Origin of the sequence: Nocardia sp. NPDC004168 (genome assembly GCF_040610355.1) — a bacterium.
GTDB lineage: Bacteria > Actinomycetota > Actinomycetes > Mycobacteriales > Mycobacteriaceae > Nocardia > Nocardia sichangensis.
In genome coordinates this window covers 163,783-183,160 of sequence record NZ_JBEXME010000006.1, presented here as the reverse complement: position 1 = coordinate 183,160, position 19,378 = coordinate 163,783, and the positions used below count along the sequence as shown (strand labels likewise).

20 protein-coding genes are annotated in these 19,378 nt (G+C 68.1%); 6 read left to right on the top strand and 14 right to left on the bottom strand.

Annotation, left to right across the window (positions count from 1 at the left end):
- Positions 1-162: 162 nt before the first annotated feature.
- Positions 163-738: a Uma2 family endonuclease gene (locus ABZW96_RS14830; protein WP_355074758.1), complete on the top strand. Its 576-nt coding sequence runs from the start codon at positions 163-165 to the stop codon at positions 736-738.
- Between the two features lie 607 nt (positions 739-1,345).
- Positions 1,346-2,938 (top strand): MFS transporter, encoded by a 1,593-nt coding sequence (locus tag ABZW96_RS14825; protein ID WP_355074757.1) that lies wholly within the window; start codon positions 1,346-1,348, stop codon positions 2,936-2,938.
- A 74-nt stretch (positions 2,939-3,012) separates the two neighbouring features.
- On the opposite strand, the gene ABZW96_RS14820 is transcribed toward ABZW96_RS14825, so the two are convergent.
- Both ABZW96_RS14820 and ABZW96_RS14815 read right to left on the bottom strand, forming a co-directional pair.
- Positions 3,013-3,462, bottom strand: a complete 450-nt coding sequence (locus tag ABZW96_RS14820; RefSeq protein ID WP_355074755.1) for a DUF1772 domain-containing protein — start codon at positions 3,460-3,462, stop codon at positions 3,013-3,015.
- A gap of 20 nt (positions 3,463-3,482) precedes the next feature.
- Positions 3,483-4,040 carry a peroxiredoxin-like family protein gene (locus tag ABZW96_RS14815; protein WP_355074753.1) on the bottom strand — a complete coding sequence of 186 codons (558 nt, stop codon included), beginning with the start codon at positions 4,038-4,040 and terminating at the stop codon, positions 3,483-3,485.
- 72 nt (positions 4,041-4,112) lie between these two features.
- Between ABZW96_RS14815 and ABZW96_RS14810 the strand changes: the two genes are divergently transcribed.
- Entirely contained in the window at positions 4,113-4,724 is a 612-nt protein-coding gene (locus tag ABZW96_RS14810; protein ID WP_355074752.1) for a TetR/AcrR family transcriptional regulator C-terminal domain-containing protein, read from the top strand.
- Between the two features lies 1 nt (position 4,725).
- Here ABZW96_RS14810 and ABZW96_RS14805 read toward each other — a convergent pair whose 3' ends face one another.
- Positions 4,726-5,934, bottom strand: a complete 1,209-nt coding sequence (locus ABZW96_RS14805) for a GDSL-type esterase/lipase family protein (RefSeq protein WP_355074750.1) — start codon at positions 5,932-5,934, stop codon at positions 4,726-4,728.
- Between the two features lie 37 nt (positions 5,935-5,971).
- Between ABZW96_RS14805 and ABZW96_RS14800 the strand changes: the two genes are divergently transcribed.
- Positions 5,972-6,445, top strand: a complete 474-nt coding sequence (locus ABZW96_RS14800) for a MarR family transcriptional regulator (RefSeq protein WP_355074748.1) — start codon at positions 5,972-5,974, stop codon at positions 6,443-6,445.
- 116 nt (positions 6,446-6,561) lie between these two features.
- Here the strand turns inward: ABZW96_RS14800 and ABZW96_RS14795 are convergent, their stop codons facing one another.
- The 4 genes from ABZW96_RS14795 to ABZW96_RS14780 form a co-directional block, all read right to left on the bottom strand.
- The gene (locus ABZW96_RS14795; protein WP_355074746.1) at positions 6,562-6,960 is read right to left on the bottom strand and encodes a TetR/AcrR family transcriptional regulator C-terminal domain-containing protein; all 399 of its coding nucleotides are present in this window, start codon (positions 6,958-6,960) and stop codon (positions 6,562-6,564) included.
- Between the two features lie 27 nt (positions 6,961-6,987).
- On the bottom strand, positions 6,988-7,764 hold the full coding sequence (locus ABZW96_RS14790) for an NAD(P)H-binding protein (RefSeq protein ID WP_355074744.1): 777 nt from the start codon (positions 7,762-7,764) through the stop codon (positions 6,988-6,990).
- 93 nt (positions 7,765-7,857) lie between these two features.
- Positions 7,858-7,980, bottom strand: a complete 123-nt coding sequence (locus tag ABZW96_RS14785) for a CGNR zinc finger domain-containing protein (RefSeq protein WP_355074742.1) — start codon at positions 7,978-7,980, stop codon at positions 7,858-7,860.
- Positions 7,981-8,545: 565 nt separating this feature from the next.
- A complete protein-coding gene (locus ABZW96_RS14780; protein ID WP_355074740.1) occupies positions 8,546-9,496 on the bottom strand; it encodes a YafY family protein in 951 nt (316 codons plus the stop codon).
- Positions 9,497-9,558: 62 nt separating this feature from the next.
- Here ABZW96_RS14780 and ABZW96_RS14775 point away from each other — a divergent pair, with 62 nt between their 5' ends.
- Positions 9,559-10,710 (top strand): epoxide hydrolase family protein, encoded by a 1,152-nt coding sequence (locus ABZW96_RS14775; protein WP_355074738.1) that lies wholly within the window; start codon positions 9,559-9,561, stop codon positions 10,708-10,710.
- 119 nt (positions 10,711-10,829) lie between these two features.
- On the opposite strand, the gene ABZW96_RS14770 is transcribed toward ABZW96_RS14775, so the two are convergent.
- The 4 genes from ABZW96_RS14770 to ABZW96_RS14755 form a co-directional block, all read right to left on the bottom strand.
- Positions 10,830-12,884 (bottom strand): 5-oxoprolinase/urea amidolyase family protein, encoded by a 2,055-nt coding sequence (locus ABZW96_RS14770; RefSeq protein WP_355074736.1) that lies wholly within the window; start codon positions 12,882-12,884, stop codon positions 10,830-10,832.
- Positions 12,881-13,495: an urea amidolyase associated protein UAAP2 gene (locus tag ABZW96_RS14765; RefSeq protein ID WP_355074734.1), complete on the bottom strand. Its 615-nt coding sequence runs from the start codon at positions 13,493-13,495 to the stop codon at positions 12,881-12,883. Before ABZW96_RS14765 ends, ABZW96_RS14770 begins: the two co-directional genes overlap by 4 nt.
- The gene (locus ABZW96_RS14760; RefSeq protein ID WP_355074732.1) at positions 13,492-14,244 is read right to left on the bottom strand and encodes a DUF1989 domain-containing protein; all 753 of its coding nucleotides are present in this window, start codon (positions 14,242-14,244) and stop codon (positions 13,492-13,494) included. Before ABZW96_RS14760 ends, ABZW96_RS14765 begins: the two co-directional genes overlap by 4 nt.
- 72 nt (positions 14,245-14,316) lie before the next feature.
- A complete protein-coding gene (locus ABZW96_RS14755) occupies positions 14,317-15,852 on the bottom strand; it encodes an amino acid permease (RefSeq protein ID WP_355074731.1) in 1,536 nt (511 codons plus the stop codon).
- Positions 15,853-16,074: 222 nt separating this feature from the next.
- Between ABZW96_RS14755 and ABZW96_RS14750 the strand changes: the two genes are divergently transcribed.
- Positions 16,075-16,749: a TetR/AcrR family transcriptional regulator gene (locus ABZW96_RS14750; RefSeq protein ID WP_355074729.1), complete on the top strand. Its 675-nt coding sequence runs from the start codon at positions 16,075-16,077 to the stop codon at positions 16,747-16,749.
- Between the two features lie 10 nt (positions 16,750-16,759).
- Here ABZW96_RS14750 and ABZW96_RS14745 read toward each other — a convergent pair whose 3' ends face one another.
- The 3 genes from ABZW96_RS14745 to ABZW96_RS14735 are packed head-to-tail and all read right to left on the bottom strand — an operon-like array spanning position 16,760 to position 18,675.
- Entirely contained in the window at positions 16,760-17,824 is a 1,065-nt protein-coding gene (locus tag ABZW96_RS14745) for a hypothetical protein (protein ID WP_355074727.1), read from the bottom strand.
- A gap of 50 nt (positions 17,825-17,874) precedes the next feature.
- The gene (locus ABZW96_RS14740; RefSeq protein ID WP_355074725.1) at positions 17,875-18,453 is read right to left on the bottom strand and encodes a hypothetical protein; all 579 of its coding nucleotides are present in this window, start codon (positions 18,451-18,453) and stop codon (positions 17,875-17,877) included.
- 12 nt (positions 18,454-18,465) lie between these two features.
- Positions 18,466-18,675: a hypothetical protein gene (locus tag ABZW96_RS14735; protein WP_355074723.1), complete on the bottom strand. Its 210-nt coding sequence runs from the start codon at positions 18,673-18,675 to the stop codon at positions 18,466-18,468.
- Positions 18,676-19,378 lie beyond the last annotated feature (703 nt).

The window sequence follows — 19,378 nt, the reverse complement described above, 5'->3', positions numbered from 1 at the left end:
GAGAACGGCAGTACTTGCTGGTGTAGGGCACGGTCGACCTGTGCCCTGCACCAGTGGCGTTGCTCCGCTCGATCGACTCGAATCAATTCGATCCACGCGATTACACTCGAGTCGATCGGCGGCGGCGATCGTCACCGTCCTACGAGGTTGGAGGTTGGTTTCATGGCGATGCCAGTTCCTCATGGCGACGGCTGGACGGCTGCCGACCTCGATCACATGCCCGAAGACGGATTGCGTTACGAGGTGTTGAATGGTCAGCTCGTCGTGAATGCCGCACCCAAGCCGCGCCATCAATTGCTGATCAGGTGGCTGGGACGTGCCCTCGACGCTGTGTTGCCTCCTGGCCGCTTGGTGCTCGAAGGCGTCGGCGTGCTGATCGGCGACGACGAGCCGATTCCCGATCTCATGGTGGTGGCCGACTCGATCGATGTCGACGCAAGAGGGGTTCCTGCTCACCAGGTGGAACTGGTGGTAGAAGTGGTGTCCAAATCCACCACCATGCAGGACCGCCTGGTCAAGCCCGTTGTCTATGCCGAAGCCGGGATCACGAACTACTGGCGCTTCGAGCCCAACGCCTTCAAGGGCCAATTACCGGGCGAGTCGCTCCCCGTTCTGTTCGCACACGAACTCGGTGCCGACGGTACCTACCAGCTGACCCACCGGGTGTCCGCCGGCGACACCGTCACCTTGCGCAGCCCCTTCGAATTCACGATCGACCCCGCCACCCTCCTGCCCTGACCTCGCCGTAGCGGAATCTTCCGCCGTGGTGATGGTTCCTCTCGCCGCCGGAGGTGATCGTCAGCCGAGTCCGTGGTCCGGTTCGGTTCGAACTGCAATGATCTCGCTATGAGCGCTCCCGACGAGCAACAGGTACTCCGTGTCACGGCCGAGCAGTTCGCCGAAGGGGTGACTGCCGGGCTCGGTGACATCGAGATCGTCGACGGGCGCGTAGTGCGACTGATGGCACAGAGCCCCGTGCACAGCCGTGTGGTCCGGCGGCTGGCCCGATTGGTCCGGCCGCCGCTACCTGGCCCACACAGTCCACCGACGCGTACTGCTGCTGGACGACCCGGTCGAGGCAACTATTCCCTTCGACGTACTGGAACAGCCCTAGCCCGCAACAGCCGCGAGTGGCACATGGCTGCGGCAAAGCGCGAGAGACCTCTCCACCATGTGCCACTCGTCGCTGCGCGAGATTGTTTGTCTTGATACGTCATTTACGGGGGTTGTGGGCGTAGATAGTGTCGGTGGCGCGGCTTCGGTCGCGCGTTTCCCGTCCTTTCGGTCCGTAATGGACTCGCCCGCACGCGATTCGCGGACGGTGCGCGAACTTCATAAGGAAGACATGTCCACGATCGCAACCTCGTCCGGCAGCAAGCCGGACGACTCTTCCGCAAGTCCGCTACGCGCCGGGCTGGTGCTGGTCATGGTCAGCGGGGCCATCTTCATGATGATGCTCGACCTGACCGTGGTCTCCGCCGCGCTCGCCGATATCCGCGCCGACTTCGACACGTCCATCGACGGACTGCAGTGGGTCATCGACGCTTACGCCATCCCGATGGCGGGGTTGCTGCTGACCTTCGCCACGCTCGGCGACCGGTTCGGCCGGAAGCGCCTTTTCATCGCGGGCATGGTGGTGTTCACCGCGTCATCGCTGGCATTGGCGCTGGCCGGCAGCATCTTGCAGTTGAACGTCCTGCGCGCGGTCCAGAGCGTCGGCTCGGCGATGATCTTCGCGACGGCGTTGCCTCTGCTCGCGGTGGCCTACCCCGACGCGGGCAAGCGCGCGAAGGCCATCGGCGTCTACGGCGCCGTCATGGCGAGCGCGACCGTCGCGGGTCCGGTACTCGGCGGCGCGCTGGTCACCCAGTTCGGCTGGCGGTCGATCTTCATCATCAACGTCCCGATCGGCATCTTCATCGGGGTGCTCGCCGTGCTGCGGATGCCGGAGTCGGCGCGCATGGAAGGGCGCAAGGCCGACTGGCCGGGTTCGCTGATGCTCACCGGTGGCCTGGTGACGGGTGTGTTCGCGCTGACCCGCGGCAACTCGCTCGGCTGGACCTCGGCCACGGTGCTCGGGCTCGCCGCCGCCGCCACGGTGCTCCTGGCCGGGTTCGCGGCATGGCAGTTCAAGGCCGAGCACCCCCTGCTCGACGTGTCCATGATTCGCAAGCGCGGATTCACCGGCACGGCCGTCGTCTCGATCGGACACATGGCGACGCTGATGGCCGCGAGCAACTACCTGGCGGTGTTCCTGATCAACACACTCGGGTACACGCCGTTGCAGATGGGCCTGCGCTTGCTGCCCGTGAGCGTGGCCGCGCTGATCAGCGCGCCGCTGGCGATGGTCTTCGCTAAGCGGGTCCCGTTCGCGGTCTCGCTGCCGGTCACGATGGGCATGGTCGCGTTGGGCACATGGCTGATGGGCGACTTCGGTTCCGACGACTCTTGGACGCATTTCCTGCCCGGAATGGTGATCGGCGGCCTCGGGCTCGGCGCGATCACGGCCGTCAACCAGGCGGCCTCACTCACCTTCGCCTCCGACGAGAACGCGGGCATGGCCAGCGCGACGTTCGGCACCCTTCGGCAGGTCGGCCTCGCGGTGGGCGTGGCCGGGCTCGGCGCCATGTTCAATCACTCCGCGCGCGGTTCCGCTGCCGACGGGCTCGACGCGCTGCCCGGAGCCGTCCCGCCGGTGTTGCGTGAGCAGTTCCTGGAAGCGGCGGGCTCCGGCGCCGGCCGCTCGGTGGCCGACGAGCTGCCCACGCGGTTCCAGCCGATCGCGTCGGACCTGTCGCACATCGCGGCCTCCGCGTCGATCGATGGACTCAACTCCATGATCGCCCTGGCCGCGGTGATCGGATGCGTCGCGGTACTCACCTCCATGCTCGCTTTCGGCGTGAACCACCTGCGCAGCAGACGCACCTGTTCGGACTAGCCGGAAACACCACCGCGAGTGGCACATGGTGCGGCGAATCGCGAGAAGACCTCGCCACCATGTGCCACTCGTGGTCATGATTTCGCGGGGAGGAGAGTCGTAGAGGCGATGAGGAGGAAGGCCAGGACGGCGCAGGCGGTGCGGGCGACGTGGAAGGTTTCCCAGCGGGTGAGGATTTCGGCGTAGTCGGCGGGTGGGCCGCTGATCGCCCATATCTTGATCTTCTGGTTGATCGGGACGTTGCCCAGGCGGGTGATCACGAACGCGGCGACGGCGAGCAGGCTCGCGCTCCCGGCGAGCAGGCGTGACCGCCCGGTGGAGCGGGCGGTCAGCACCAATGCGCTCAGAATGGTCAGACCCATCAGTGTTTGCATGACCACGCCGTTCACGCTCATCAGCGCGGTGTGGAAGGTGAAGCGCACATCCAAAGGGACTCTGCGGAACGCGTAGAGGACATTCACCGCGCCGTAACCGAACGCTCCGGCGAGCAGCCCGGCGGGAACCAGCGCGAACACACGTGCCACCAGGGGACTTTCGGCAATTCTCATGCGCGCCGCTCCGCTGGGACGAGCGCGAGGAGTTCGTCGACCGACCACTGGTCGTAGACGTGCGCGCCGTGCTTCGCGGCGAGCACCCGTCCGTCGGGTGCGATCAGGAAATCGGCGGGCAGTCCGAGACTGCCGCCCTCGGGCTTGCCGGGTGGGGCGGACTGCCTTCGGCGCAAGGTCGCGTAAGCGTCGTGGGCGACACCGCGCAGGATGGCGGGCCAGCCGCGCGGGTCGAGCAGCGCGCGAGGCGAGGTCTCGACGCCGAATTCGCGGTAGAGCTTCCGGTCCGGATCGGCGATGACGTCCAGCGGCAGTTCCGCGGTGTACTTGCGCAATTCCGCCGCGCTGGAATGGAAGACGATCACTTCCCGGACGCCTGCGGCGGCGATCTCCGCGTGGCGCGCGACGATCGAACGCAGGTGCAGGTTGCACACCGGGCATCCGGCGAAGCGCCGGAATTGCAGGTGGATCAGGCGATCCGGGTCCGGCACCAAGACCTGCGCACCGGAGACGGTGACCAGCTTTCGGTCCGGGACAGCGGTCGGCAGCGACATCAGGGGCTCCTCTCGTAGGTGTACTTTGTACGCCTACGACAAGTATGCGCGTAGCTTGTACGCTGTCAATCCGTGCCCCGCCCCCGCTCGCTGACCACCGCCGATCTCGCCACGGCGGCCCTCGCCGTGCTCGACCGCGAGGGTTCGTCGGCGCTGACCATGCGTGCGGTGGCCAAGGAACTGGGCATGGCCACCATGGCCCTGTACCGCTACGTGCGCGACCGCGACGAACTCGAGGTGCTGGTGGCCGACCAGGTCTTCGCCGCGATCGACACGTCGCTCCCTGCCGGAACCGACTGGCGGGAGCGCGTGACGATACTGCTCGAGAACATCCGTGACGGGTTCTCGGCCCATCCGGCCGCCGTGCCGATCGTGCTGCGGCGCAGGCAGTCGGCGGTCGAGTCGTTGCGCGTGATGGAGACACTGCTCGCCGTGCTCACCGAGGGTGGGTTCACCGGGCGCGCCCGCGTCATCGCCCAGCGCACCCTGATCGCCTTCCTGATCGGCTACCTCCAGAACAAGCACTATGCGCCGCTGCGGGGGCACGGGACGATCGTGCTGGCCGAACTGCCCCCGGAGAAATACCCGCACCTGGCGCAGACTGCGGGCCAGGCCAAGGGCATGTCGGCCGACGACGAATTCCGCGGTGGCATCGAGATCGTGCTGCGTGGTCTCGAGCCGTGACCTAGCCGAAAAGAACTGTGACGTCGACACTTTCCGCCATGGCGCGAGCGCCGGCGTCATTGAGGTGCATGCCGTCGCCGCTGTCGAATTCGGGCCGGATGAAGTCGGGCCGCTCCGGGTCCTCGACCGCTCGCGCCACATCGAACACCGAATCGAAAACATCGGTGCCGCGCAGCCATTCGTTCATGCGTCGACGGATCGGCAATGTCTCGACGACCGTCGGGCCCTCGTAGACGCAGCCTCCGTACGGCCCGATGGTCGCGGCGTGGATCGTGAGCCCCGCCGCGTGCGCGCGCCGCGCGAGCGTGGTGAAGCCCGTGATCAGTTCCTCGGCGGTCGCGGGCGGCTGCCCCGCCATCCCGCCCAGGATGAGGTCGTTGATGCCGAAGTTGATCAGCACGCTCGTCACGCCCGGCACGGCAAGCACGTCGCGGTCGAAACGAGCCAGGCCCGGCTCGCCGATTTCGTCGGTGAGCAGCCGATTTCCCGAGATGCCCTGGTTGACCACCCAGCCCCGCTCCAGTCGCGCGTTGAGGAAGTCCACCGACCTGCGGTTGGCGCCGATCGTGGTGCCGAAGCCTTCGAACCACGAATCGCCGAACGCGACGGCCACCGGCGTCGCCACGGGCGCGAGAACGTCGACACCGGCGACGAAGAACCGCGCGGGCACCTCGTCGACGGTGGTGAGCGCGGCTTCGTCGGCGACATTTCCGTCCGCTATGTAAGCGATTTCGCCGGGCAGGTGGGAGAAGGTGGCCAGCCCGGTCGGGCCGGGCAGATAGAGACTCAATGCCAGATCCGCGCCCGCTGAGACGGCCAGATCGACGGGGTCGCTGAGCACTTCGCCGCCTACCGGGACGACCACCTGTTCGGCGCCGTCGAACCGCAACGCGGCATCGGTCTCGGCGACGATCTCGCTGCCGGTCTTGCGCAGGGCGACCCGGGCGGCGCCGATCGCCAGCGGTGTTTTCCCATAGCGATTGGTCAGCCCGACCCGCACCCGCGCGCCGCCGCCCGCGAGATGCAGCACTTGGCGGACGGTCTGGTCGGTGAACGCGCGCGACTCCGCGAGCTTGATCTGTTCGTCCGGGCGGATCACTGCGGAGCGGAATCCGGCGATCCAGGCGGTCGGCGACATGGGAACCTCCATTAGTTGACGCGGGGAATATTGCGTATGCATATTTCTACAACGACCTATTCCTCGTGTCAACTATCCGCGCGGGGAAACATTCCGGTAGGTTGCCCGTATGGACGTGACGGAGCTGTTCGACGATCCGCGCCTGACCACGATGGGCCTGCTGTTCGAGGCCTACGGCGGTGTGGTCGCCAAGCTGGAGCAGGTCTGGAATGCGCACGGTCTGTCCGGACTGGATCTGAACGCCCTGATGCGGCTGAGCCGTTCGCCGGGGCGGCGGCTGCGGATGACGGAGCTCGCCGTGCAGACCGCGCTGTCCACCAGCGGCGTCACCCGGCTCGTCGATCGGCTGGCGCGCGCCGGGCTGGTGGAACGCGAGCTGGACCCGGGGGATCGGCGCAGCGCGTACGCGGTGCTCACCGAGGCGGGCGCGGCGCGGCTCGCGCAGGTGCTGCCGGACTATCTCGCCGCCGTCGACCGCTGGTTCGTCGGTTTGCTGACCCCCGAACAGCTCGCGGCGTTGTCCGAGGCGTTGCGGATCGTGCGGGACACCGCGAACCCGGAGGCCACGTTCCGCATGGACTGAGCGTCAGGCGCTCGCGGCGAGCAACCGTTCCAGGCCGTCCAGGATCAAGTAGAGGCCGAAATCGAAATCGGCGATGCCCGAATGCTTCCCGTCGATCACCAACTGGGCGAGTGCGTTCATGTGCGGATACTCCTCGGCTGGGATGCGCGGCAGGAACTGTTGTGCCGCAGCGACGTATGCGGCCGGTTCCGTGGAAAATTCAACTCCTGCAATGTGAAACCGTAGCGGTGGCCGTCCAGCGCGTTCCAGGCGCGATCGGCTTGCGGCAGGGAGAAACCCGCCGCGCGCAGGCAGCCCACGGTGGCGTCGATGTACCGCAGCATGGCGGGGCCGACGTTGATCCGGGTGCCGGTCAGACCGGTGGCCCACGGATGGCGCAACAAGACTTCGTGGGCGGACGCCGACCGGGCACGCAGCGCGGCCTTCCAATCGCCGCCGATGGCCGGTAGCGCCATCTCGGCCACCACCAGATCGGCGATGCCCGGCGGTGGCCGAGGCGTGGTCGCCACCGCCACCCGAGCCGGGTCGGCGGCCGTGACGGGTCATCCGGCCAGGACCGCGCCCCGGTGTTCCGCCAGGTAATCCGCCCAGGTCAGCTCGCCGACGTCGGCGCCGTCGGTCACCAGATTTCCGCCCGCGCGATAGACCCGGCCCGCCTTGCCCGGCACCCGCACGGTCAGCAACGCCCGCCGCTTGCCCAGCAGCGCCAAGTAGTCGCGGATCAGCTCGCGCATGCCGATCACCTCGGGCCCGACCAGATCCGGGACCCGTCCGGCGGGCGCGCCGAGCGTCAGCTCCGCCAGCCGGGCCGCCACCTCGCGCACGTGCACCGGCTGGAGGCGCACCCCACCGAGCACCGGGAGCACCGGCGATTTCAGCATCGTGTCCACCAGCTTCGGCACGAAATCGTGGAATTGCGCGGCACGCAGCGTGGTCCACGGGATACCCGACTCCGCGATGGCCTGCTCGGCGGCGAACTTCGCGCGGAAGTACGTCATCGGGAGCAGTTCGGCGGCGGTGACCGAGATGTAGACGATGTGCCCTGCGCCCGCGGCGGTGGCGGCCCGCAACAGATTCGCGGTGGCCACGTCGTCGCCCTTCGCGTCGCCCGCCAGATGCAAGATGGTGCCGACACCCGCCACCGCGGCATCGATGCCGGTGCCGCGCAGCAGGTCTCCCGCGACGAACTCGACTCCGCCGGCCGACGGACGTTCGGTGCGGCTCAACACGCGCACGTCGGCCCCGGTCGCGCGCAGCAGCGGGAGCACTTCGCGGCCGAGGGTGCCCGTGCCACCGGTGACCAGGATCTTCGCGGTCATGACTGTCTCCGATCTCGTCGGTGCCGATGGGACGTTCCCATCGCTTCACCGAGACGACGACGTGCGGGCGCGGACTGTGACACCTGTGCCGCGTCACTCCTGGCCGCGATACCGGCGGATCCCGCTGAGGTCGCCGCAGAGTTCCATCGAGCACCAGTGGCGGCCGGGATGCGGGGCGTCGACGAACAGCAGGCCACAGTGTGCACGATCTCGCACACCGCGAGTTCGCCTCGCCTCCGGTGTGTGTGCACGAGGTCGAGGGCGGCGCGCCGGTGCGGAAGCGGCGGCGCAGATCGGGCGGCAAGCTGGAGCCGAATCCGCCCCCGGGCACGGTCGCGCAGGCGGCGGGCTTCGCCGTGCCGGGCGCCGTGTGCGAGATCGAGGCCGTTGCGGCCGTGCGCGCCTGTGCCGTGCTTGCCAGTGGCGTGCTCGCCTGTGTCGGTCCAGTCGGCGCTGTGCCTGCCTGCGCCGGGCAAGTCGGCGCCGGGCCCGCCTGCACTGTGCCCGCCTGCGCTGTGGCCTGCCTGCGCCGTGCCAGTCGACACTGTGCCCACGTGCACTGTGCCCGCCTGCACTGTGCCTGGCTGTGCCGTACCTGCCTGTGCTGTGCCTGCCCGCGCCGTGCCAGTCGGCACTGTTCCGCCTGTGCCGTGCCAGTCGGCGCTGTGCCTGCCTGCCTGCCTGTGCTGTGCTGTGCTGTGCTGTGCCTGCCTGTGCTGTGCGCGCCTGTGCTGTCCCTGCCTGCGCCGGGCAATTCGGCACCGTGCCCGCCTGCGCCGGGTCAGTCGGCCGCCGCGCCGAGGCGCGCGGCGAGTTCGCGTAAGTGCGTGACGAGTTCCGGCGGTTCGTGCACCCGGAAGGGAAAGCCGAAGCCGGCGACGTAGATCGCCAATTCGTCCAGCGAATCGGAACCCGTTCGCAGCACACAATTTTCCGCGTCCACCGCCTCGATCACGCCGACGGTCGGGGCGATCCGCTCGGCGGCCACTTCGGCGGCGACGCGCAGGGTGATGCGGGCCGCGTAGCGGTAGGGCGCGGTCGACACGCCGCGGGAGAGATACCCGGGCAGGTCCGCATCGGGCGCTTCGCGCGGGGTGAAGCGGGGGCCGGTCGGGATGCGCGGCCGCAGGCGGTCGACGCGGTAGGTGCGCCAGTCCGCGCGGTCGACGTCCCAGCCGATCAGGTACCACCGCCTGCCCGTGTGGGCGAGGCGATGCGGTTCGGTGACGCGCAGCGAGGTGGCGCCGTCGTGGGCGCGATAGTCGAAGCGCAGGCGGTGGTGGTCGCGGATGGCCGCCGCGACAGCGGTCAGCACGTCCGGGTCGACGGTCGGGCCGCCCGCGGGCACTGCGACGGTGGCCTCATGGAGCATGCCGACACGATGGCGCAGCCGTGCGGGCAGCACCTGCTCGAGCTTGGCCAGCGCGCGTAGCGAACTGTCCTCGATGCCCGCGATGGTGCCGCCCGCCGCGGTGCGCAGGCCGAGGGCCACCGCCACCGCCTCGTCATCGTCCAGGAGCAGTGGCGGCAGCTTCGCTCCCGCGCCGAGCCGGTAACCCGCCACGCCCGGTGTCGCGTCCACCGGGTAGCCCAGCGCGCGCAGCTTGTCGATGTCCCGGCGGACGGTGCGCACGTCGACACCGAGTCGTTCAGCGAGTGCGGCGCCGGTCCAATCGCGCGGGGTCTGCAACAGCGACAGCAGACGAAGCAGGCGCGCCGAGGTTTCCAACATGGGAAAAGTCTGCCCGAAAGCTAGGGCGGAAGCTGTCCTAGGCAGGCCATACCGTCGATGACATGACCGACGAAATCACTCCGTTCCGCATCGAAATCCCGCAGCGGCAACTCGACGACCTGCGTACCCGTCTGGACGCGACCCGCTGGCCTGCCCCCCTGCCCGGGGACGACTGGGACACCGGTGTGCCGACCGCGTGGCTGCGCGAGCTGGTCGACCACTGGCGTACCGGATACGACTGGCGCGCGGCCGAAGCGCAACTCAACTCCTATCCGCAGTACACGACGGAGATCGACGGGCAGACCATCCACTTCCTGCACGTGCGCTCGCCCGAGTCCGGCGCGCTGCCGCTGCTGCTGACCCACGGATGGCCCGGCTCGGTGGCCGAATTCCTCGACGTCATCGGGCCTTTGAGCGATCCGAGGTCGCACGGCGGCGACCCGGCCGACGCGTTCCACCTCGTCATCCCGTCGCTGCCGGGATTCGGGTTCTCCGGCCCGGTCGCCGAGACGGGCTGGAGCGTCACGCGGATCGCCGCGGCGTGGGCCGAGCTCATGGGCAGGCTGGGGTATGAGCGATACGGCGTGCAAGGCGGCGACATAGGAGCGGCGGTGAGCCCGGAGGTGGGTCGAACGGTGCCCGATCGGGTCGTTGGCGTGCACGTCAACGGCGCGCCGGGTCTTCCGCCGCTGCCGCGCGCGGAGGCGGAGCTGGCGAGCCTGACCGAACTGGAGCGCGATCGCGTCCGGCGGATGCAGGCGTTCATGCGGGAGGAGTACGGCTACGTCGCCATCCAGTCCACCCGCCCGCAGGCCTTGGCCTACGGACTGACCGATTCTCCGGTGGGGCAACTGGCCTGGATCATCGACAAGTTCCGGGAGTGGACCCATCCACGGGCCGTCGAGCCGGACAAGATCCTCGACCGGGATCGGCTGCTGACCAACGTGATGATCTACTGGCTCACCGGCACCGCGGGCTCCTCGGCCTATGTCGGCTACGCCCAGGACGCCCCGTGGGGCGAGCCGAAGCGCAACTCCGGCGTGCCGACGGCCGTGCTGGTCTTCGCCCACGACGTCGGCATTCGTCGCTACGCCGAGGAAGCCAACACCATCACGCGCTGGAACGACGTCGATCGCGGCGGCCACTTCGCCGCCATGGAGGAACCCGCGCTGCTCACCGCCGACATCCGCGAGTTCTTCCGCGACCTGCGCTGACGAGTCAACCGGTGAGCTCCTGCGCAGATAGCACACAGTTCGCGACCCCTGCGCTCATAACTCAACCCGTGAGCTCCTGCGCAGATAGCACACATAGTTCGCGACCCTGCGCTCATAACTCAACCCGTGAGCTCACCAGCCGAGCGCCAGGAATTGCGTTCCGCGGTGAACGCTTCTGCCTGCTTCGCGCGGAAAGCATCGATGGATCGGGCGTTCTCGGCGAGGAACGCCCGATACTCCGCCAGGCGGAATTCGCCGTCCTCGGCTCGCACCCGCACGTCGCCCGCGGCGAAGTCGGCGCGCAGGTCGAGCAGTTCCTCCGCTTCGACGGGATACCAGCGGATCCGATCGAAATACCGCAGTAGCCAGGGTGTTTCGACCCCCGATGCGGCCCGGTCGGCGCCGGGAGGAACCGGGCCCGCACCGGCTCGGTGATTCCACACCTGCGTGGTGCGTCCGACGAACTGATATCCGCCCGGCCCTTCCATGCCGTAGATGCACAGATAGGCGCCGCCGATGCCGACCGCGTTCTCCGGCGTCCAGGTGCGGGCGGGGTTGTACTTGGTGGTGACCAGCCGGTGCCGGGGATCGGTGGGTGTGGCGACCGGCGCGCCGAGGTAGACGTCGCCGAGGCCGAGAACCAGGTACTCGGCTCCGAACACGGTGTCGTAGACGTCCGCGACGGAAGCCAAGCCGTTCATGCGGCGGATGAACTCGATGTTCCACGGGCACCACGGCGCATCGGCGCGCACACCGTGCATGTAGCGGGTGATCGCCTCGCGCGTGGACGGATCGTCCCAGGACAGCGGCAGATGAACGACCCGGCTGGGCACCACCAGCTGAGCGGAGGCGGGCAACTGCGCCTCCGTCTCGGCGAGCAGGTCGAGCAGCGCGGTCACGGACAGCACGTGCGGGTCGACCCGGATCTGCAACGAACGGATGCCGGGGGTCAGCTCGGTCACGCCGCGTACTCCGGCGGCGAGCAGGTGCTGGTGCAGCGCGTGCACGCGGGCGCGCAGGCCCAGATCCAAGGTCATGGCGCCGTATTCGACGAGTACGCCGTCGTCGCCCGCGCGACGGTAGGTCACCGCGGTCTCGTCGTCGGCTTCGCAACGGCGCAACACGCCGTCGTCGCCGTCGCCGCCCGACGAGAGCACCGTCGGCCACCCGGCCCGGCGCGCGAGCCCGAGTTCCCGGATCGAGGCCGCCCGGTCACCGCGGACCGGCACGAATCGCACGCGGTCGCCCGGCGAGAGCTGCCCGAGCTTCCAGCGGTCGGCCGCCACGACGGTGACCGGGCAGACGAAACCGCCGAGGCTGGGTCCGTCCGGACCGAGCAGAATGGGCGTGTCACCGGTGAAGTCCAGCGCGCCGACGGAATACGGGGTGTCGTGGATATTGGACGGGTGTAGTCCCGCCTCGCCGCCGTCGGTGCGGGCCCATTCCGGTTTCGGCCCGATCAACCGGACGCCGGTGCGGTCGGAGTTGAAGTGCACCTCGTAGTCGGTGCCGACGACGGTCTCGAAGTCGGCGCGGGTGAAGAACTCGGGCGCACCGTGCGGGCCCTCGGTGACCGCGAGTTCCCAGCGCCGGGTCAGCACGGGTTGCTCGTCCATCGGCACGGCCGCCGTGACGCGGCCGTGGTGGGTGCCGAGCGCGAGCGACTCTCCGGCGCGCAACGCGGCGCCGGTGCCGCCGCCGAAGCGGCCGAGCGTGAAGGTGGCTGCGCTGCCGAGGTATTCGGGCACGTCGATACCGCCGGCGATCAGCACGTAACAGCGCATCCCCGGTCCGCGCACCGCGCCCACGTCCAGCACACCGCCCGCGGGCACCCGCACCGTCCGCCACTGCGGCGCGGCGACGCCGTCCACGGTCACCTCCGCCGGAGCGCCGGTGACGCAGACCCAGCCCGGTGCGGTGAACCGCAGCGCGGGGCCGCCGAGGGTGCATTCCAGTCCGGCGGCGCCCTCGGCATTGCCGAGCGCGCGATTACCCAGACGGAAGGACAGATCGTCCATCGGCCCCGACGGCGGGACGCCGATGTGCCAATACCCGACCCGGCCCGGCCAGTCCTGCACGGTGGTGAGCATGCCGGGGCGAACGACCTCGATCCGGCCGGGTCGCGCGGACTCGTCCTGCGCGACCCGGGCCACCGGTAGCTCGGCGACGGTCATCGCGACACCACCATGCGCACCGGGGTCGGGTCGAAGCCGTTGCAGGGGTTGTTGATCTGCGGGCAGTTCGACACCAGCACCAGCGTGTCGATCTCGGCGCGCAACGTGACCCGTTTGCCCGGCGCGGACAATCCGTCCACGATGCCCAGCGTGCCGTCCGCCTCGACCGGAACGTTCATGAACCAGTTGATATTCGACACCAGGTCGCGTTTGCCCAGGCCCCAGCGCAAGGCCTCGGTGAGGAAGTTCTCCACGCAGGCGTGCTGGTGGCGGGTGTGGTGGCCGTAGCGCAGAGTGTTGGATTCCTGCGAGCACGCGCCCGCGATGGTGTCGTGGTTGCCGACCTCGTCGGCTACCACCGTCATCAGTGCCGTGCCCGTGTCGGTGCGCAGCACGCTGCCGGTGGTGAGGAAGATGTTGCGCTGGGCGGTGATCGTGGCCTGCGCGCTGTAGCGTTCGGTGTGATCGGCCGCCGAGTACAGCAGGCAGTCCACCGCCTGGTTGCCGTGCAGATCGATGATCTCCAGGTCTTCGCCCGCCCGGACCACCGCCGACCAGGGCGAGCGGGCGGGGACGGTCTCGTCGAGCACGATGGCGCGTGCCGTGGTCATGCGGTTGCCTCCAAGGTCAGCGCGGCGGTCCAGGCTTGTTCGGTGTTCTCCAGGGCCCGTCGGTATTCCGGGTCCTCGTTGCCGGGTGCGGCGAGGTCTTCCGGTGCGGCCCACGCGACGACGTCGAGGTCCGTCGCGGGCCGGTCGTCCAGCGGGTGTGCGGAATTGGCGACCAGCACGGTGACCGGCAGGTGCACGAGCAGATCGACGGAGGAGCCGGGGGCGGCGCTGCCGGTCGAGACCAGCGCGCCGTCCTGCCGCACGCGCACGCCACGGAAGAACGAGACCGTCGGGCCGATGTCGCGGGGCTCGAGGCCGTGTTTCGCGCCCGCGAGCCGCAGCGAGTGCCGGGCCTGGTCGGTGGGTCCGCAGAGCGTGTCGTGGTGGCCGGAGGTGTCGGCGAGCACGGTCGCCAGCACGCGACCCTGGTCCGACAGCAGCGGGTGACCGCTGCCCAGGTACGCCTGCCACGGCACCTTGACCGTGTCGGCGACGTTCAGGCGCTCCCACGGCGCTTCGGCGCGCACCAGCAGCAGGTGCGCGCAGGCCGCGCCGTCAGGGTCGGACAGGCGGACGCGGGTGCCGCGTCCGAGCGCGATGTTCGCGTAACCGCCCGCCGGAATCCGCTGTGCGAAGGTGATCTTCGAGGCGGGGATGTCGGCGGGGAGCGCGGGATTCGCGATCGTCGCCGCCGCGGCCTGCGCCCGTGCGTGCGCTCGCGCGCCGGAGGTGTCCGCAGTGCTTGTCACGATGATTCCTTTCGGATGCCGAATTGGGGGAATGCGGCGGTGCCTGGCAGCGCACCGCCGCATCGAAGGCGCTCAGGCCGGTTGCGGTGCGGGCTCGCCCGCGGTGACGCCGCGCGACCAGCCGACCACGAAGCGATGCACCACGACGCCGACGGCGAGCACCAGCAGCACGAAAAGCGGTGCGGCCCAGAGCATCCACCAGCCACCGCCGGCCGGGGTGTATACCTCGGCGCGCGGCCAGGCCAGGTTCACCACCATCGCGATGCCCCAGGCCACGGCGAGCGCGTTGACCGGAATGCCGAACCGGCCCAGGCCGAACAGCCGCGCGTCGGTGCCCGCGTCCGGCAGGCCGGTGAACCGGCGGATCAGCAGCGGCACCGTCACCAGCAGGTAGGCCAGGTACAGCGTGACGATGCAGACGCTGGCCAGCGTCGCGAAGATGGCGGCGTTGCCGAGATTCAGCACCAGCAGGCCGATGCCGAGCGCGCCGATCACGATCGCGGGCAGCACCGGCGTGCCGTAACGCGGGTGCACCGCGGCGAGCCTGCGGGCGAACGGCAGCTTCCCGTCCCGCGCCATGGAGAACATCAGCCGCGAGCCCGCGGTCTGGATAGCCAAGGTGCACACGGTGATCGCGACCGCCACGCACCCCAGCAGCACCTTGCCCGCCGGGCTGTCCAGCTTCGCGGTGAGCACGTAGGCCAGGCCGTCGGAGGCCAGCGCGCCGTCGGACAGGCTCGGCGCGGCCATCAGCGCGCCAAGCAGCATCAGCCCGCCGCCCAGCGCCGAGACCGACAGCGCGGTGAGAATGGTGCGCGGCGCGACCCGGCGCGGGTTCTTGGTCTCCTCGGAAAGCTCACCCGCGGAGTCGAATCCGACCATGACGTAAGCCGCCATCAATCCCGACACCAGGAACGCGGCCCAGTAGGGACCCGGCGCGGCTTGGTCGGTCTCCAGTACCACGCCGGGCCCGCGCTCGGTGTGGGTGAAGAACAGCGCGATGATCGCCAGCACGCCGACGATCTCGACTGTGACGCCGATCGAGTTGATCCGCGCCATCAGGTCGATGCCGATCACGTTGATCAGCGTGGTGACCACCAGCAGGATGCTGCCCAGCAGCACGGCGTTGGTCGCGCCGGACGGCGAGGTGAGCGCGGTGTCGGTGCCGACGAGCTGGAATCCGGTCCAGATCGATGGCAGCACCACCTGCAGGGCGATCGCCGCCGCGGCGGCGGTGACGATCTGCGCGATGATCATCATCCAGCCCGCGAACCAGCCGACGAGTTCGCCGCCGAGTCGCCGGGACCACTGGTAGATGCAGCCCGAGATCGGGTAGCGCGCGGCCAGTTCGGCGAAGTTGAGCGCGACGAGGAACTGTCCGGCGAACACGATCGGCCAGGTCCAGAAGAAGGCGGCTCCGCCGAACGAATAGCCGAAGCCGAAGAACTGGAAGATCGTGGTCAGGATGGAGACGAACGAGAAGCCTGCCGCGAAGGAGGCGTAGCGGCCGAGCTTGCGGTGCAGGACGGGCTGATAGCCGAACCGGGCGAGGTCGGCGCTGTCGCCGGTGAGATCGGGTGGCGGGGTCGGGGCGAGCGTGGTGGCCATGGGGTGGTCCTTCGGCGTGGCGGCCAATAACTATCAGACGACAGTTTTGCCGCCGCGATCGCGCTTTCGGTGACCTGCGTGTATCGCTTTCGAGACCTTCGGTAACTTCTGTGTTGCGGGGATTTCTATCAAATGACAGAAAACGCACCGCCCGCCGTCGGCGAGCTGTGCGCACGACCACCGCTGCGGAGCTTCCCCGCGCCGACCTGCCAGAATGAACCCGTGGCAAACCTCGGGCCCGGACGGCCGCGTCTCGAACAGCGACGCAGGCGCGGATCGACGCCGCGCGCCGAGATCCTCGACGCCGCAGGCGAACTGTTCACCACCAACGGGTACGCCAACACCTCCACCCGCGCTATCGCCGACGCCGTCGGCATCCGGCAGGCCTCGCTCTACCACCACTTCGCCGCCAAGGACGACATCCTCGACGCGCTGCTCGCCGAAACCGTCGCAGCCCCGATCGAACTGGCCGAGCGCCTGCGCGCGGCGTCCGAACCGGTACCGGTCCGGCTGTACGCGCTGGCCCTGTTCGACGTGCGGCAACTGTGCGCGTCGCGCTGGAATCTCGGTGCGCTGTACCTGCTTCCGGAACTGCGCACCGAGCGCTTCGCCGCATTCCGCCTGCGCCGCGACGAATTGCGCGGACATTACGAGACTTTGGCCGCCCAGGTGCTCGCCGAGGTAGGCGCGGTGAGCGTGCCGGGTACGCAGTTGCTGCCGTTCCGGTTGGTGGAGACGGTGATCAGCATCCGCTCCGACGAAGGAGCCGCGCCCAGGTACGCCGAGCGCACGATCCCCGGGGCGGTACTGCGCACGCTCGGCTGGCCCGGAGATCTCGACCCGATCCGGGCCGAGGCGATCGTGCTGCTGGACCGCCTGGCGATGCCCAACCCATGACACGGTACGGCTACCGATTGCGCTCGATCCCCCGGCTCCGATCCTGGCTGTGCAAATAACCCCGCACGACCGACGGAGCATGACCCGGCGACTCCCGCACCGCCGCCGACGGCGGTTCCGCTTGACCGAGCCCCAGAATCTTCACCACCTCCGGTGGTATTCCGCGCGCTTGCAGCCGCGCCAGGTGTTCCGCGCGTTCCTTCTCCGCTGCCGCGCGTTCCTTCTCGGCCGTCGCGCGTTGCTTGTCGGCTGCCGCACGTGCCTCGGCCGCCTCCCGGGCCGCCCGTTCTCCGGTGTCGGCGGTTGGTCGTTCCCGGTACTGCTCGGGTGCCGGGAATTCCCGCGCGACCCGCTCGGCTGCCGCACGTGCAACCCGTGCACTCTCGGTTTCCGGCGCTTGGGGTGCTTGCCTGGCTCGTTCGGCTTGCTCCTGGACCTGTCTGGCGTGTTGGGCTCGCCGCGGGGCTTCCGCCCGGCCACGCTCGGCGGCCTTGCGGAACTGCTGCACCTTCCGAAATCCCTCGGCTCGCTCTCGCGCCCGAATGATTTCACGTATCTTCGGTAGCCGTTGGCGGGCGCGGTTGGCACGGTTCAGCTCGTATCTTGTCTTCAATTCGAGCTGGCGAGCGTCCTTTTCGCGGCCCAACCCCTTGGCGAATGCCGCACGGGCCTGTTCCCGCGTCAACTCTTGGTGAATCACCCTGTTGCCGAATTCCTGCTTCAGCGCGATCAGCAACTTCTCGTATTTCGGCGACATCTGCTCACCCGCGACGGTCCGAATCAGGAGCGATTCGATCTCGCGTTTCGCGAGTAGCTCGCGATCCTTTTGCAGCTCCCGGAGGTCGTTTTTGCTACCGGTCCGACCCGATTTGTCTTCGATGGCGTGAACCCGGCCTTGCTCGTCGGCCTTGGCTTTGTCGTAATGTCGTGGACCCAGCGATGTGGTGTACCGGTCCGGTTGCTGCACATAACCGTTTTGACGGTCATGGAAGAGGTGCTCCAGGCCGTTCTCGAAAATCCGCCCGCGAGCCGGGTTATCGAAATGTTCTCGGATCCTGTCGTACTCATCAGGCATGACAGCACCCACCCCCGAATTCTTGAATTGGTCAGATAAGAGGTTTACGGCTACCTGTCGTTACGTGACGACGAGTATTCTTCGGCGAATTCGCGCAGCATCTCCGCCATACCGGAGAACATTCCTTCATCCGCCTGGTCGTAGTCCTCGATCATGAGTTTCATCAATCCGTATGCGGTGTCACCGTCGGTATCGAACCCGTATTCGAGCAGTGGATTGATGTGGTCGTAGAATGAATTTTCGCGCCCGAACCACTTATAAGACTCCCAGTGTGCGCCTGCGAACCTGATGAAAAGTTCGCCCAGGAAACATATGAAGGCGTCAGCCATGTCAGCGTTCTCGGGGGCCATCGCGGTAGCCAAGTCCGGGAAGAGCTCGGCAACGATCGAATCGAGCCGCTCAACCTCCGCTGAGTCTTCCGGCCACGGCTCCGAAGGAATCTCGCGTATGCCCGCATAGTCCATGAACTTCTGGACCTGCGCCGCGCGGCGGTCCGGGTCGACCCATTTACCCCATTCGGTCTGCTCGACGGGTACGCCGAGATCCATGGTCAACTGCTCGTCATTCCCCACGCCCAGCTCCTTCTCGTCATGGCCCGAACAGGTCAGTGTCGCGCGTACACCGGTCACGGGACAAGAACCTCATCGCTCCAAGTACAACTTCTCGTTCGGTAACCTAGGCCAGCCCTCGGCACTATCAGGGAGTATGTGCGCCGCGTCGACGTAGTGGCGTTTCCGGTGGTCTTCGATGAACGTCAACGCGGCAGTAAGGCAGGCCGTGAAGTCGAGCCGGACGCCGTGCAGGAACACGGACAGATGCACATCAGGATCGTTCGGCAGCGGAGAAGTCATCGCGTCTCGCTTCCGGTCATCGCCTACCCGGACCGACACACGCCCGAATGGACTCGACCACAACCATTCCGGACGGACGGTACCTGTCCCGGGGTGTCTCTATCCAATGCCTGACAGCGCCGGACTCAGCTGTGGGTGACGGCAGTGCCACAGTGCCGCCCTCCCGGACAATCGACACGTCGAGCCGGAACATCTCCGCGAAAAGCTTGGTGTCGTCTGGAAAATCGGGCCGTACAATGTAGGTCCACCTGTTCGAGCGAGGATGCGCCACAATCGGCCCCATGGCATCCCGGCGGCGCTGCATGACTTGCCTGACGGCTCGCCCTAACGGAGCGGGCATGGTCAACGCTCCAACGTACGACACGCGCATGATGATGCGCCCCAGCTCGGGTGGGTCGATTACAGCGGGCAAATCACACATGCGCCGGTAAAAGTGGCAGCGAGACCGGGGTGTGTCCCCGAAAGGTATGGTTTCCATCCGTTTCAGATCTCTTGGACAGGCTGGGCGGTGTGGATCTGCTCGGATTGCCACTCGTGTAGGGCGCTCAGAAACCGCTCGAGAACATCGGCAGGGACATCGACCAACGGCGTGGCAGGCCGACCGAGGAACGGGTTTCGATGTGGGAGCGCATTATTCGCCATGCGAACAGGATGTTGTGAAGGGTCGACGTTCGGTACGCGACTTGTTCGGTTCGCGAAACCC